The following is a 14,237-nucleotide window of genomic DNA, read 5'->3' on the forward strand; positions in this document are numbered from 1 at the left end:
CTTTTTATAAATATAAAAAAGGCCCTGTCAAAAACAGGGCCTTCTCTTATTATGCTTTTAAATTAAAAGATAATTAGAAACGTGGGCAAATTTCATCTTTTTCGAAGAAATAAGCAAGTTCTCTTTCCGCAGAAGCTAGAGAGTCAGAACCGTGAACAGCGTTTTCACCGATTGACTTAGCATATAGCTTTCTTAGAGTGTTTTCAGCAGCTTCAGCTGGGTTAGTTGCACCCATGATTTCTCTGTTTCTTTCAACTGCGTTTTCACCTTCTAGACACATAAGTACTACTGGTGCAGAAGTCATGAAAGCAACAAGCTCACCAAAGAATGGTCTGTCTTTGTGCTCGATATAGAAACCTTCAGCTTTCTCTTTAGAAAGGTGAGTAAGTTTAAGTGCAGCGATTCTTAGACCTTCTTCTTCGAATCTCTTAATGATGTTACCGATGTTGTTATCAAGTAGTGCGTTTGGCTTAACGATACTAAAAGTTCTTTCCATTTTAATCTCCTTAAAATTATCTTGTGGAAAATTTCCAAAATTCTTTAATTAAAGGTTCTTTAAAACCTTCTCCATTGTCTCACCAAGCTCAGCTGGAGAACGTGATACAGTTACACCACATTCTTCAAGAATTCTAAACTTAGCTTCTGCAGTATCATCTCCACCAGAGATAATTGCACCAGCGTGCCCCATTCTCTTACCTGGAGGCGCTGAAGCACCTGCGATGAAAGAAACAACTGGCTTACTCATGTTCTTTTGAATCCAACGACCTGCATCTGTTTCAGCAGAACCACCGATTTCACCGATCATGATAACTGCATCTGTATCTGGATCTTTTTCGAAAAGTTCTAGTACGTCGATGAAGTTAGTTCCGTTAACCGGGTCACCACCGATACCAACACAAGTTGATTGTCCGATATCTCTTTGAGTTAATTGGTAAACAGCTTCGTAAGTAAGAGTTCCTGAACGAGAGATAACACCAACACGACCTGGCATGTGGATGTGACCTGGCATAATTCCGATCTTACACTCACCTGGAGTGATAACACCTGGACAGTTAGGACCAATTAGTCTTGACTTTGAACCTTTAAGAGCTGCTTTTACCTTAACCATATCAAGGATAGGAATCCCTTCAGTAATAGCAATGATAAGTGGCATTTCTGCATCGATTGCTTCAAGGATTGAGTCAGCTGCGAACGGAGGTGGAACCATAATCATGGCCGCATTTGCTTCCGTCTTATTCATAGCTTCTTTAATTGTATTGAAAACAGGGAAACCTTCGTGAACTGTTCCACCTTTACCTGGAGTTACACCACCAACAAAGTTAGTACCGTAGTCTCTTGATTGTAGTGAGTGGAAAGTACCTTGCTTACCTGTAAAACCAACAGTAATTAGTTTTGTATCACGATTAATAAGAATGGCCATTACGCCTCCCCTTTTGCTGCTTCAACTGCTTTCTTAGCAGCGTCAGCTAGATCTTCAGCAGCGATAATTGCAAGATCTGATTCATTTAATATTTTCTTACCTAGAGCAACGTTTGTTCCTTCTAGACGTACTACTAATGGAACTGTTAGTTCTAGTTCTTTTGCAGCAGCAACAACACCTTCAGCAATGATGTCACATTTCATGATCCCACCAAAGATATTAACTAGAATTGCTTTTACGTTCTCATCTTGAAGAATAAGAGAGAATGCTTTTTGAACAGTTTCTTTAGTTGCTGAACCACCAACGTCAAGGAAGTTAGCTGGCTCACCACCGTGAAGCTTAATGATGTCCATTGTACCCATTGCAAGACCTGCACCGTTTACAAGACAACCAATATTTCCATCAAGCTCAATATATGCAGCACCAAATTCACTTGCCGCAAGTTCTTTTTCACTTTCTTCAGTTGGATCTCTTAGTTCTTGAACTTCTGGATGTCTGAAAAGAGCGTTTGAATCAAAGTTTAACTTTGCATCAAGTGCTAAGATATCACCTTGCTTAGTTTTTACTAATGGGTTGATCTCTGCAATTGAACAATCGTACTTCATGTATAGATCATATAGACCTTTAAAGAAGATTGAAGCTTCTTTCACTTCTTCTTTTGTCTTAAGACCAATTCCGTATGCAAGCTTTCTTGCAACAAATGGAGTAAATCCAGCTGCAGGATCGATTGCTACTTTAATAATTTTCTCTGGAGTTTTGTGAGCAACTTCTTCAATTTCAACTCCACCTTCTTCAGAGGCCATCATTGTAACTTTACCAGTTGCACGGTCTAGAACAACACCAGCATAGTACTCGTGCTCGATGTCACAACCTTCTTCGATGAAAAGAGTGTGAACTTTCTTTCCTTCTGGACCAGTTTGGTGAGTAACAAGAGTCTTACCTAGAATATCGTCAGCGTGTAAGCGAACTTCTTCGATTGACTTTGCAAGCTTAACACCACCTGCTTTACCACGCCCACCTGCGTGAATTTGAGCTTTAACAACCCAAATATTTCCACCTAATTTTTCTGCCGCAGCAACTGCTTCATCAACAGTCTTTGCAACTTCACCTCTAAGAACCTTCAGGCCCATATCTCTCATTAAACCCTTGGCCTGGTACTCATGTACGTTCATTAAAACTCCTAAGTTTTTTGTCTATGAAATATTCATGATTTTACTGGCTTATAATAGAGGGCAAGACCATATCTTTCTAGGTGAGTCGTGTCATTTTCCCCAAGTTTTTTGTGCATTAAATGATTAAGATTTAGAACATAAGAGTTATCCACAATATAACGCTCACAGTCTTGAAGCTATTTCCAAACTTTCGCACAATTATGGCATGGAAAACATACTGATTAGCCCTGGTAAATTTAGATTAGACGGTGGTGCCATGTTTGGCATTATACCAAAACCATTATGGAACAAGGTTCATCCTGCGGATGATTATAACCGCATTGACCTTGATCTCAGACTTTGGATTATTAAAGACCAAGATCGTATCATTATAACAGATACAGGAATTGGTGATTATCACGGTGAAAAGTTTGATCAACAATTTGATGTTCGCCAAGAACACTCGCCTCTCGTTAAGGCCCTTGCAGATAAGGGAATTGATTGTGCTGATGTGACAGACCTTGTGATCTCTCACCTTCACTTCGACCACGTTGGTGGAATGGTATGTAAAGATGAGAATGGTGAATTTGCACCAGTCTTTCCAAATGCCACAATTCATCTTCATAAAGACCACTGGGAGTATGCACTTAATCCAACAATAAGAGACAGTGGCTCATTCCATACGCAATATTTTAAAGATACAATTGAGAAATTTGATAAGGCCGGACGTGTTCATTGGCTTACAGGTAAAGAAGGTGAAATTTTAAAATTAAGTGATGATAGCCTGCGCTTTAAATGCTCTTATGGCCACACCCCTCACCTTATTCATCCTTATACTAATGAGTATATTTACTTGGCCGACCTTATCCCAACGTCTAATCATGTCCACGTCCCATGGGTTATGGGCTACGACATTGCTCCAGGGCAGACAACAATGGATAAGATTGAGTTCTTAAAGATGATTGTGGAGAAAGATCTTCGCGTAATCTTTGAACATGACCCAAAGTATGCTAGTGCAAAGATTACGCAAAATGAGCGCGGTAAGTATATTCCAGTTGAACTAGAATAAACTTAAAGCAACTCGTTGATTTGTTTTTGAACTTCGTTCTTTGAAGCCTGAAAGTTCACGCGATCCTTATCCATGAATCTTCTTAGATAAAGACGCTTCTTCTTATTAAGCATGCCATAACGAGAAAGCTTTTCAGTCAGCTTCACACTCCAAGCACTAATATCCTTACCAAGTGAATGAATCTCATTTTCAAGCTTTCTTTCTTCATTAGATAACTTTGTATTATTGAGGTCATAATTTGATAAAACGATGCTCTGTAAGAGAGGTGCTATATTCTTAGCGTAGCGCTGTTTAAATTCCTTATGAGCAAGCCAGCCACTTTGTTGACTTAGAGAGAGTCGATAGTGAATCGACATTGAAGAAATAATGGCCTCTAAAGTTCTAAGCTTTTCATTGATAGCGGCAATATTCTTTTTAGAAGCTACTGTTTTCTTCTTTTCAACTTTTGTAATCTTCTCAATATATTTTTCGCGAGTTTCAGGAACAAGAAAGACTTTCTTTTCTAAGACTTCACGATTTGAGCCACTACCAAATTTACTTTTAATATTATCTAATAAACCTAAGTAATCATAAATGAATGTGACTGCGTATGCGCCTGGAATAAAGTTTTGACCTTCTTCTAGTGTTAGGTCCTTAAACTCAATAATTCCACCCTCACCAATATTATGGGCCTTAACAAGAACATCACCACGGTGAAACTCATCAGGCTTTCGATGGAGGATTAACTCTACACTCACTCTCTTTTGGAAAGGAAGCTTGATATAGAGAGTAGACATATCCTTATTTACAATTAAGTGAACATCATTAGGACTAACAGGCTTTTTAAAATCATTTAAAGCGCTAATTGAAATATTTTTTAACTCGACTTCTTTTACCTTAGGGCCTGCGGCCATATAAAAGCTCACAACCACAACAACAGCAATAATAAAGCTTGCCACGACAGTTGAGTAAATCGGGAATTTACTAGGCATCTGTGCCTCTAATTCGACTTCAGTATCCTTGAAATCAAATGAAGAAGTAGAGCCTAGGGCATCTTGGTCATATTCCTGATCGAGTTCTTCACTTAACTCTTCTTCTAAAAGTGGCGGAATATCGTCATCATTAAAATCATCATAGTCATCAAAGGACTTTGCTTCGTGAATAGGAATCTCAGGAAGATCGTGATCATCATCTAATACCTTAGATTCATAATATGACTGGGCCTCGTTGCGGGCAACTTGTATGACAGCAAATACGGGCTTCCAATTCTTGGCCCCTTTGCGCCAACAAAGTTGATAGGATTTAATTAGACCTTTATCATAAAAGTCGATAATATCTTGAGCGTTGAATGGTCCCTTGTTTTTACCGGACTGATTAATATACCAATTTTTTTGCATAGTTATACTTTAAAGGAAGTTACATGGGCTGGAAAGAAATAGATGACAATCTTAACAAAAGAAAATCACAATCTATTGCCACTCGCTTCAAATTTGATGATTTTAAGACACAACAAGCGCTTCTTTTAAGTGAGAATGATCTTGGAGTCGTTAGAAATGGTGGACGTCGTGGCGCCTCCCATGGACCGAAAGTCATTCTTTCACAGCTTAAAAAATTTGCCGATCATAATAATTTGCAAGAACTTGGTATCATCAGCGTCGCAAATCAAGGACAATTAGACTTTGATAAAATGCAGTCACAGTCGATTAAGACGATAAAGAATGTTACGGCCAAGAAAATTGTTCACCTAGGCGGTGGCCATGACCATGTCTATCCTCTGGCCATGGGAATTGAACTTAAGAATCCACTTATCATTAATATTGATGCTCATCTCGATACAAGAAGTGATGATGTCTATCACTCAGGGACACCCTTTCGCCAAGTGGCCAATCAAAAAGAAGTAAAGATTCTTCAAATTGGAATTCACCAATATGCCAACGTTCCTCAAAACTACGAGGGCATGAAGATGGATATTATTGATACAAAGAAGCTAAAAGAGCTATCACATACTTTTAGTGATATTAGTTTTATGGATGAGATCTATAAAGATCACGATGGAGATATCCTCTTTAGTATTGATGCTGATGCTATTGCAGCAGCAGATATGCAAGCAGTAAGCGCAGTAAACCACGACGGTATTCCGCTTGAGTTTTTAAGAAAGCTAGTTTCTCAATACAAAGAGAATACTGTTAATAAAAAACAAATTTTAGGAATTTACGAATACAATCCGTTATTTGATGAGCTATCAGCAAAGGACGCACGCGCCCTCGCCTCACTCATTTATGATTTTTTAATTTGATCTTAATTCGATTGTTTTATTCAAGTCAGTTTGCTCATCAGTGATTTTAATAAGCTTGTCTGAGATATCCCATTTTGGGTTATCGACCTTCTTAGATCCCTCTTGTGCTTTATATGCCCACGGGTAGTCACCTATAAATTGATTTTTCTTTTTATCAAAGATTACGGCATAGTAAATATCGATTAACTGAAACGTTCCTGCTGAACCTGAATAATAAATAATAAGTTCATAATTCTCACCTACTGACTTTGTTTCAGTGACCTTACTCTTACCAGTACGCTTTGTAATCTTGGCCTTAAGTGTTTTTGAGTCCTTCTTCTTTAACCAAAAATCACCTTTGATATTAACAATTGACCAGTCACTCACACCTGCGAATGCAATTGCTTGAAATAAAAATGTCGAAATTAATAATAGCTTTTTCATTATGACCTAAATGGCTTTCTTACCGTCCAATGCCAATCGTCGCCATCAACGATCTTTCCATCAGTATCAATCGGTTTATAAAAAATATGGCGTTGTCTTTTCCAACTCTTTGCAATCTTCTTGCGATCACTTGCATTGTTTTCATTATACATCGGGTTTGGTTGTCTTAGAAGTTCTCCATCAACCTTAACATTTAACTCCCAATTATCTTGGTTTGCTCTAAAGTTGGCCCCCCAAGCATCATTTGTCGGAAGCATCCAGTTAGCATGGTAATGATAAACATGATCAACATCTGGCTTAGGCTTAAAGTCGGCCGTTCCAAACTTCATATAGGCATCAATGGCCGTATCAAACTCCTGATTACGTCCTGGAAGCATCATCTGTCTCCAGTTATCTTCATTATGATTGTACATTGAGAATTGCCAAGGATCTAAAGCAATATCAAGAGCTCTTGTATCACCTTTCTTTCCAGCTCGCGTCGCATCTTCATTCGAATTACGAACACGATTGTCGATAACCTTCATGATCATCATCATCTCTTCAGGATGTCTTTCACCACCATTAATATCACGAACAAGAATCCCTGCTTCACCTTGAGCAGTAAAAACCATTGCTGCAAAATGCTGCTCTTCTGGCCTTAGGTATCGATAAAGATTCTTAAAGATTTGCCCACGATTCGTAAGAGTTCCTTGGCGAGTAATAGAGTTTTGAATACTCTTCATACATTGAGCAAGCTTCGACTTTGACTCACTATCTTGTGCTGATAATGACCCACGATTTTCTAGCACTTCACAACCTGCTTTCCACTTCTGATTATTCGTGATGATATTTTCAGGCTCTTCAAAGATCTCATCAACATAAACAGGGCGTGGCCTAGGTCTAAGACTTGTTGATACAGTATTATCACCACAAGGCTCAACAGGAGGATTTCCAACCTCACCAATTGTGCGGTTTAGACGAATATAATTATAGGCCGTTGCCATATCAAGGGCCTCTTTAAGGTATCTCTTTGTTACGTGATAAGTTTTTTCGTGTTCAATTCCATCAACTTCGATCTTAATTTTATAGGCCCAATTATTTTGGCCAACAATACGAACCTTAATACTCTTATCGCCACCTCTTTTTTGGGCATCAATACGGTGAGAATAACCAGTTTCGGTATCTAGAACATCAAATGAACGAACAACATCAAATTGAACATCTGTGATTTCCTCATAATTAGGATCTGCTGTACCTGCATATGTACTTGAAATTGCTAGGATACTTAAAAATAATACCAACTTCTTCATCAACTTCCCCATAAGTTTAACGCGACAATACTTATTGTAACACGTTGCGGGAATATTGGTGAAATATGGGCGAAATCTGCTTGTTTATACAAATTTCGCTACCAATTATTTAAGGCATTATTTTATCGAGGTCTTTTTCGTCAGTTAATCCATACTTTAAGAAGTAGACTAAATCGCTTTTTTGAGAATTATTAAGGCGAATAAGGTGATCTTTTAAGATTGTATCTGCGGCATTTTTCTTCTTAAAGTTCATATAGTTATTAGTTTCAACAAATAACTTACGTCCAAAATTCTTAAAGAATGTATTCTCCACCCAAGAACTATCATAAGTATCAATAGACTTTATTCCATTATTATAGTGATCCACTACCTCTTCTAATGTCCCGTAGGCACCAGCGTGAAAGTACGGGCCAGTGAGAGCAATATTTCTTAGAGGCGGAACTCTGAACTGATAACGATCAAAGTCACGTTTTGTTATATTGAATCGACCTTCATCATTCTTTCTAGGGTCATTCTTACCTGGACCAATCTGAGGAGAGGCAACAGAGAAGAACCCGCGACCACCTAGGAGATCACCAGAATGACATGAAAAACAACTACCATTTTCAAAAAAGATCACAGCTCCACGCTTTGCCTTTTGGTTAAGGGCCATACGCTCACCCCTAAGGTACTTATCCCAACCAGTGTTATATGCGGCAAACTCATGCGTTTCAAAATGGGCAATGGCCTGTCCAAAGTGACCAATATTAAGCTCGGCCTTTGGAGTTTTTGGGAATGCTTCTTTAAAAAGCTTTTGATACTTTGGCATGGCCAATAATCTCTTCATGACGATCTTCCAAACAGCTTCTTCATTTACAGCGTTGGCAATGTCATTGCTTCCCTTAACTCCTCTCATTTCTTCATGTGAAGTAATTGGAAAAAGAGCTTGGGCAGCAAGGGCACTTCCTAAGTTTTCTGTAATATCCCAACGTTCAGGGTAATCACCATTAAGGGCCTTAACAGGTGTCGTATAAACATCCCAGTCCTTACGGTAGTGAACTCTCCCATCCCAAAAAAGAAATTCGATATTCTTATCCCCTAGGTTATAAAGAGGCTGAGAGTTTCTTGGGATCGCATGGCCGTTAACAATTAAGCGCTCACCTGCTTGCCACTTTCCACCTTCACCAATTCCAACAGGAAGCTTATCACCACTTCCAAATTCAGGCCTATGACAATCAGCACAGCTGATATTGCGATTACCAGAAATTTCTTTCTCATTAAAGAGTTCTTGTCCCAATTTGAAAATTTGAGGATTCCTCCCCTTAGGTTTTTCAACGGCCTTTAATCTAAAGTCACTAATATAGCGTTTTAGCTTGATATCAAGTTGATCGGCCTGGGCCGCAAAAGCACCCAGAACGATTGTGAGGATAAATAATGTTTTCATTTTGTGTGTGTCCCAAAAAATTAATTTTCAAAATATTAGGAAAGAGTGTTTGATACGTCAAACTTTTAACTTCCTAAATCTTACACGACTTAAACTTATCCTTAAAAAGAAGAATTAAATCGTGTGGCATAAGTCCAAAAGATAAAAGAGTATCATTAAAGCACTTAAGCTTAATTCTTCCGTAATCCTTTTCAATTGAAGCCTTAAGTCCCCTAATTTTTTTTAATCCGTGGTAGTAAGCCGTTGCTTGCCCCGGAGATCTATATGCATAACGCTGAAACTCAAGCATTGACATTTCTTTTGAAACACCAAGCTTATTGTGAAAAACCTCAACGACATCTTCAGCACTCGCCATTCCAAGTTGTACACTTGGGTCAAGAAAGTAGCGAGCAATACGCCAAAGTCTCATTTCAAGGCCTGCAAATTTCTCTTCTAAAGTTAGATAATCATAAACAAGATCTTCCGCATATAATGCCCATCCCTCTACATTCACAGAATTCATTGCATAACGTGCGCGAATTAAGGAAGTCTTCTCTTCAAGCATACGACTAAATTGTAGATCATGCCCTGGTCTCCCCTCATGTGCAGTTAGAATAGTTGCAGCACTTTCATAAGAGAAGTCATCAAAAGGAAGGCTTCCTGTTGAAGACGTCGGTACAACAAACTCAGGCTTAATACTTCCGTCGTTTCCAATTAGTGGCGGAGGATTTAAGTGAGGAACAGGTTGCGCTCTCGATTCAGCATCCCCGGCCATTCGAATCACTAACTTCTGCTTAGGTAGTGAAACAAGATCATTTTCTGCAATTATTTTTTCCAACTTATCTGCAGCTCTTTCATAAAGCCTCTGAACATCATCAAGCTTTGTTACCTGCTTCTTCTTTAGAAATGTAATAACCGAAAGAGGATCTTCTTTTTTTAGATTATTTTTCTTTGCAATTTGAGATGCTAATTTCTGGTATTCTTTATAAAGCTCATCAAAGTCTTTCTTTCCAATTTTAATTAACTCATCCGCACCAATATCAACACCAGCATCACCTAAGGCAATTTGATATAGCTCTTTTGGTAAATTTGGATTTTGTCGTGCATATGGAAGAATTTCGCTTCTTATGAATGCATCATACTCAAGAACTTGTTTTTGAAATAATTCATATTCCTTCTGCCAATCAGTACGGCCACTTGATTCAAGCAGTTGCTTTACTCCTGCAACGTAGGCCGGAGAATTTTCGAGGTTCTTTGTAACTTCCCCTATGAATGGATAAATCTTATCTTTATAAAGAGCAAGGTATCGCTTCTCTTCACTAAGCATTCCCATTACATAAGACTTCTTACCTTTTTCAGACATATAGTATTTAAAGCGATCAACCCCTGCTTCCTTTCGATGCTTTGGAGATTGAGGATTAATTAGGCCAAAAAGTGATTGATAGATTGATTCAGAAACATTAGAAGCACCGATAACTCCAAGACGTCTTGAAGTATCAACTCGATTCTTCATTCTCTTGATAACACTTAGAAGAATCTCATAATCTACCTTAAGGTTACCTAACTCAGTTTTCTCTTCTAGTTTCTCTAGTTTTTCAATCCACTGAATAAACAACTTATCATAAGCTTCATCCAGCTCCATTCGGGGGTTTGTCCCTAACTTATCATATTGTTCATAACCAAATGATGAGCCTATTTCAGGATTTAAATCAGAAAGCGCAAATGTAAACTCTTCGGCCAGTTTATCTGACGTTACTCCCCAGTCTTCTTCCTTTTGAGAAAAGCACGAAGTAATAATTAATAAAGATAGAAAGATTAAGTAGGTAAACTTTTGCATTATGGCCCTTAGGGAAATATTTAGATTAGAAAAGTTTAATTGCTAGGTACTGGAGTGTCTAGGTTCGGTATTGGGTTTGTTGGTTTGCTGGTTTACTGGTTTACTGGAATTGCTAACTTCACTTCGTGAAGTGTTGCGGTTGGGTGGTAGGAGTTATTGGATGGCCAAAGTTGCTAACTTCACTTCGTGAAGTGTTGCGATTGGGTGGTAACTTGGTAAGGGTGATTCCTAGATTGCAAAGTTGGTTCACCTGACCTCCCATACTGGTCGGTCGGCGTTGCTCAGCGTCATTTTGCCATCGTGGCAAATGCCGCTTCCAAAAAAAAAGCCGGATCAAGGATCCGGCTTCTTAAAGAGAGACATTTTGACGGAGTGAAAAAATCCTTTCTTCTGCTCCAACACACACACGTTTATATATAAGCAAGGCCCGTGCCAACTTTCACAAGTCATTGACGCGTCGAAAAGGCTCTGATTTTATATAAAGATAAGAAATGACGGTGTCATATTCATGACTGACACACATTGTCTTTGTGTTATTAAATTGACTTCACTGACTTTAGAAAGCGAGAAAGTTTCATCATGCCAATGTCACAAGCTTCCGTTTCATCCTCTGCGTTAAAAACTTGATCCACATGTTTGAAAATCTTTTTTGTTTCTTTATAGACGATTGCAATATCTGCATTGAATCCTCGAGATGTTTTATTAACTTCAATCTGGCCAATGAGATTGTCATTATTTTGTAAAGTTACATAAAAATCTTTCGGATAATCGTTTTGTTTCATATACTTGATTTATCTAATTCAAAGGAGAAAGACAATGAAATTTATTATTGCTGGGCTCCTCTTTTCTAGTATGACATTTGCAAATTGTTACGAAGTAAGTAATGCGAATACGAAGATAAAGTGGGAAGCCTACAAGACTGCTAAGAAAGTCGGTGTAAAAGGTGAATTTAAGAAATTCGACATTAAGGCAACTAAAAAACAAGGTAAGATCGAAGAGCTTATTCGTGGTGCACGTTTCACTATCGACGTAAACTCTGTACACACAAAAGATAAATCTCGTGATGCTAAGATTGAAAAATTCTTCTTTCAAGACATGAAGATTTCAGGTGTTGTAAATAAAGTAGATAGCAACTACCTATATGTTGATATGACTTTAGCAGGAAAGACTGTGAAGGTTCCAATGAAGTATGACATTGAAGATGGTGAACTAGAAGCAGAAGGAACAATTGATGTTCTTGACTTTGCTCTAGGGAAAAATCTTTCGGCCATTAATAAGGCATGTCTAGCTCTACACGAAGGCAAAACTTGGAACGTTGTTCAGGTTGAAATCGAATCTAAGTTCTCAAAGTGTAAATAATATACCCGATTGTGGGTAAAGAACGTGAACCCTCACTAACTTTGCCCGCATCTTTTTGTGATTAATTCAATTAACTATCATACTCCCTCTAAGTTCAGGGTCGAACCCTATTTAAGTAAGCTTGGAGGCATATTTGAAAAAGATAGCAACACTATTACTTTCACTAGTAATAAACCTTACCTATGCACAGGTAAATGAAATTTCAATTGAAGAAGCTTCTTTTCTTGATTCCCTATCAAAGAATTTTAAATTTCTTTATTTAAATTCAACTTATACAGAGATGAATGCAAAGAATAGAGATGGCTTCACAATGGATCACCTTTTCTACTTTCGTTACAACTTAACAAAGAATCAAAATATTCGTTGGGTTCCTGTATACACTCAATCAATTGGACAAGAAGGAAAGAAAACTCTTCAAGGTGAGTACGCTTACTCTTCATTAAGGTGGTATGTAAACAACATCCTTACAGAAGATAAGCATGGTATTAACTTAAACTTTCAAAATAGAAATTATATTTTTGATGGCGAGGATCGCAACGGTGGTTATGACTCTTATCACAGGGCCTACTTCCTATCATCAAAAACAGTTGCGGACGGAAAACTAACTCTAGAAGCAAATACTTACTTGCAGGTTTATAACAAGAACGGAAGGAATCCTAATGCAAACACATGGCGTACAATGTTTGGAACTTTTGCTTTTTACAACTTTAATGACAACTGGTCTCTTGGCTTTGGTGGCGAGTGGTATACTGACCACAGAGACGGTGAAAGAAAATCAGGAGACGATCGATTCGTAGCTTGGCTTCCTTATTTAAGATATGCCAAGGGTGATGGCTTTGTTGAACTTTATGCAACATATACAGCTGCCCAATCAGGAGATAATGACCACGCTCTTATCATTGATGACTTTCATAAAAATGGAACATTAACTCTCGATATCGGTTATTACTTCTTCTAAATCTTAACAGAATCTCAACTTTGCAAGTGGGGAGGATCTTGTTATTTTCTTTGAGAACACAAGAACAATATCCTCTCCACTTAATTACATATGCATAGAGTAATCAGGTTTAGAGAACACACTCGCGGCAAGACCCCTGAAACTTGCCGCGATTCCATTTCAACTTTTCTCTTTTCATTCGGTCAATTAATTGTTACTACAAATAAAATTTAGATATATCTGTAGGGGGATATAAGGTTTACTTCACTAGAGCGTTCGCTTTTAGTGTGCCGTTATATACTTAATCCAACTACATATTAAATTACATATTCTTTTTAGAGCTCAGGTACGCGAGCCTGAGTTCTATTTCTCTAAGTATCTGGCGTGGCACTTGTGTCACGTCTTTTCTTCAAGACAGTATTCAAATCTTAACAGAAACCAAACTTTTCTTTTGAGTCTTTGGTTGGTACTTAACCAGCATAAACAAACTTGGAGATTATTATGAAACTTGTTATCGCATTATTTGTTACACTTTCAGCTTTCGCTAACACTTACCAACTTTCAAACACAGTTGCTTCTGAAGCTAGCTATGACTACAAAGCTCTTGAAACAATCACTCTTACAGATGTTGAGCACCTAAACTCTGACATCTTCGCAAGAACTGTAACTTTTAGAGCAGTATTTAACGGTGAACTAAAGTCTTTCACAGGAAAGATCGTCGAGCGTGAAGTAGTTGGTTCAGATTACCTATATAAAGTTCAAGGATCTCTAGATAGAGACGTTGTTGCTAACGGTTACCGTTGTGACGAATTCGAAGCATTCAACTATGTTTTCGATGCGCAGCTTGAAGTTAACTTTGAAGCAAAGTACAGAGAAGTAAAAATCACAAAAGTTTCATTACTTAGAGAGTATAGCTACGACATCTGTCACGACAGAAAAGAGTCAACAATTACTCCATACATCCTAAAATAATTCAATACTTCTAAGCGACACTTCGGTGTCGCTTTTTTTTTGCGATGGGCGCAAGCCCTAGCAGCGACGAGCGCAGCTCAAGCAAAGGCGATGGACGAAGTCC

General features: G+C 38.1%; 14 protein-coding genes. 5 read left to right on the forward strand and 9 right to left on the reverse strand.

Going from position 1 to position 14,237, the window contains the following annotated elements; all coding sequences use genetic code 11:
* Positions 1-73 precede the first annotated feature (73 nt).
* The 3 genes from ndk to sucC are packed head-to-tail and all read right to left on the reverse strand — an operon-like array spanning position 74 to position 2,592.
* Positions 74-502, reverse strand: a complete 429-nt coding sequence (gene ndk, locus ABMA72_RS03710; RefSeq protein ID WP_103216869.1) for a nucleoside-diphosphate kinase — start codon at positions 500-502, stop codon at positions 74-76.
* A 42-nt stretch (positions 503-544) separates the two neighbouring features.
* Positions 545-1,420: a succinate--CoA ligase subunit alpha gene (gene sucD / locus ABMA72_RS03715; protein WP_021266725.1), complete on the reverse strand. Its 876-nt coding sequence runs from the start codon at positions 1,418-1,420 to the stop codon at positions 545-547.
* Complete coding sequence (gene sucC / locus ABMA72_RS03720) at positions 1,420-2,592, reverse strand: ADP-forming succinate--CoA ligase subunit beta (protein ID WP_392856207.1); 1,173 nt, start codon at positions 2,590-2,592, stop codon at positions 1,420-1,422. The genes sucD and sucC overlap by 1 nt, the downstream gene beginning before the upstream one ends.
* Before the next feature lie 205 nt (positions 2,593-2,797).
* On the opposite strand from sucC, the gene ABMA72_RS03725 reads away from it, so the two are divergent.
* Positions 2,798-3,640 carry an MBL fold metallo-hydrolase gene (locus ABMA72_RS03725; RefSeq protein WP_393056114.1) on the forward strand — a complete coding sequence of 281 codons (843 nt, stop codon included), beginning with the start codon at positions 2,798-2,800 and terminating at the stop codon, positions 3,638-3,640.
* Positions 3,641-3,642: 2 nt separating this feature from the next.
* Here ABMA72_RS03725 and ABMA72_RS03730 read toward each other — a convergent pair whose 3' ends face one another.
* Positions 3,643-5,016 (reverse strand): DUF4339 domain-containing protein, encoded by a 1,374-nt coding sequence (locus tag ABMA72_RS03730; protein ID WP_393056116.1) that lies wholly within the window; start codon positions 5,014-5,016, stop codon positions 3,643-3,645.
* Positions 5,017-5,039: 23 nt separating this feature from the next.
* Here ABMA72_RS03730 and ABMA72_RS03735 point away from each other — a divergent pair, with 23 nt between their 5' ends.
* A complete protein-coding gene (locus tag ABMA72_RS03735) occupies positions 5,040-5,915 on the forward strand; it encodes an arginase family protein (RefSeq protein WP_393056118.1) in 876 nt (291 codons plus the stop codon).
* On the opposite strand, the gene ABMA72_RS03740 is transcribed toward ABMA72_RS03735, so the two are convergent.
* The 5 genes from ABMA72_RS03740 to ABMA72_RS03760 form a co-directional block, all read right to left on the reverse strand.
* A complete protein-coding gene (locus ABMA72_RS03740) occupies positions 5,907-6,338 on the reverse strand; it encodes a hypothetical protein (protein WP_392856215.1) in 432 nt (143 codons plus the stop codon). The two genes, ABMA72_RS03735 and ABMA72_RS03740, sit on opposite strands and share 9 nt — an antisense overlap.
* Positions 6,338-7,627 (reverse strand): hypothetical protein, encoded by a 1,290-nt coding sequence (locus ABMA72_RS03745; RefSeq protein WP_393056119.1) that lies wholly within the window; start codon positions 7,625-7,627, stop codon positions 6,338-6,340. The genes ABMA72_RS03740 and ABMA72_RS03745 overlap by 1 nt, the downstream gene beginning before the upstream one ends.
* 109 nt (positions 7,628-7,736) lie before the next feature.
* Positions 7,737-9,050: a cytochrome-c peroxidase gene (locus ABMA72_RS03750; protein WP_393056121.1), complete on the reverse strand. Its 1,314-nt coding sequence runs from the start codon at positions 9,048-9,050 to the stop codon at positions 7,737-7,739.
* 73 nt (positions 9,051-9,123) lie between these two features.
* On the reverse strand, positions 9,124-10,866 hold the full coding sequence (locus ABMA72_RS03755) for a DUF885 domain-containing protein (RefSeq protein WP_393056123.1): 1,743 nt from the start codon (positions 10,864-10,866) through the stop codon (positions 9,124-9,126).
* Between the two features lie 536 nt (positions 10,867-11,402).
* A complete protein-coding gene (locus ABMA72_RS03760; protein WP_021266900.1) occupies positions 11,403-11,648 on the reverse strand; it encodes a hypothetical protein in 246 nt (81 codons plus the stop codon).
* Positions 11,649-11,682: 34 nt separating this feature from the next.
* Between ABMA72_RS03760 and ABMA72_RS03765 the strand changes: the two genes are divergently transcribed.
* The 3 genes from ABMA72_RS03765 (at position 11,683) to ABMA72_RS03775 (ending at position 14,134) form a co-directional block, all read left to right on the forward strand.
* The gene (locus ABMA72_RS03765; RefSeq protein ID WP_021267069.1) at positions 11,683-12,225 is read left to right on the forward strand and encodes a YceI family protein; all 543 of its coding nucleotides are present in this window, start codon (positions 11,683-11,685) and stop codon (positions 12,223-12,225) included.
* 133 nt (positions 12,226-12,358) lie between these two features.
* Entirely contained in the window at positions 12,359-13,183 is an 825-nt protein-coding gene (locus ABMA72_RS03770; RefSeq protein ID WP_393056125.1) for a hypothetical protein, read from the forward strand.
* 480 nt (positions 13,184-13,663) lie between these two features.
* Positions 13,664-14,134, forward strand: coding sequence for a hypothetical protein (locus tag ABMA72_RS03775; RefSeq protein ID WP_392856224.1), 471 nt, complete (start codon positions 13,664-13,666; stop codon positions 14,132-14,134).
* Positions 14,135-14,237 lie beyond the last annotated feature (103 nt).

Origin of the sequence: Halobacteriovorax sp. CON-3 (assembly GCF_043196995.1) — a bacterium.
In the GTDB taxonomy this organism is placed as follows: Bacteria; Bdellovibrionota; Bacteriovoracia; order Bacteriovoracales; family Bacteriovoracaceae; genus Halobacteriovorax_A.

Excerpts from the sequence above, each read along its gene's own strand:
- sucD (WP_021266725.1), bottom strand. The coding sequence starts at position 1,420 with ATGGCCATTCTTATTAATCGTGATACAAAACTAATTACTGTTGGTTTT.
- sucC (WP_392856207.1), bottom strand. The coding sequence starts at position 2,592 with ATGAACGTACATGAGTACCAGGCCAAGGGTTTAATGAGAGATATGGGC.
- ABMA72_RS03725 (WP_393056114.1), top strand. The coding sequence starts at position 2,798 with ATGGAAAACATACTGATTAGCCCTGGTAAATTTAGATTAGACGGTGGT.
- ABMA72_RS03730 (WP_393056116.1), bottom strand. The coding sequence starts at position 5,016 with ATGCAAAAAAATTGGTATATTAATCAGTCCGGTAAAAACAAGGGACCA.
- ABMA72_RS03735 (WP_393056118.1), top strand. The coding sequence starts at position 5,040 with ATGGGCTGGAAAGAAATAGATGACAATCTTAACAAAAGAAAATCACAA.
- ABMA72_RS03740 (WP_392856215.1), bottom strand. The coding sequence starts at position 6,338 with ATGAAAAAGCTATTATTAATTTCGACATTTTTATTTCAAGCAATTGCA.
- ABMA72_RS03745 (WP_393056119.1), bottom strand. The coding sequence starts at position 7,627 with ATGAAGAAGTTGGTATTATTTTTAAGTATCCTAGCAATTTCAAGTACA.
- ABMA72_RS03750 (WP_393056121.1), bottom strand. The coding sequence starts at position 9,050 with ATGAAAACATTATTTATCCTCACAATCGTTCTGGGTGCTTTTGCGGCC.
- ABMA72_RS03755 (WP_393056123.1), bottom strand. The coding sequence starts at position 10,866 with ATGCAAAAGTTTACCTACTTAATCTTTCTATCTTTATTAATTATTACT.
- ABMA72_RS03760 (WP_021266900.1), bottom strand. The coding sequence starts at position 11,648 with ATGAAACAAAACGATTATCCGAAAGATTTTTATGTAACTTTACAAAAT.
- ABMA72_RS03765 (WP_021267069.1), top strand. The coding sequence starts at position 11,683 with ATGAAATTTATTATTGCTGGGCTCCTCTTTTCTAGTATGACATTTGCA.
- ABMA72_RS03775 (WP_392856224.1), top strand. The coding sequence starts at position 13,664 with ATGAAACTTGTTATCGCATTATTTGTTACACTTTCAGCTTTCGCTAAC.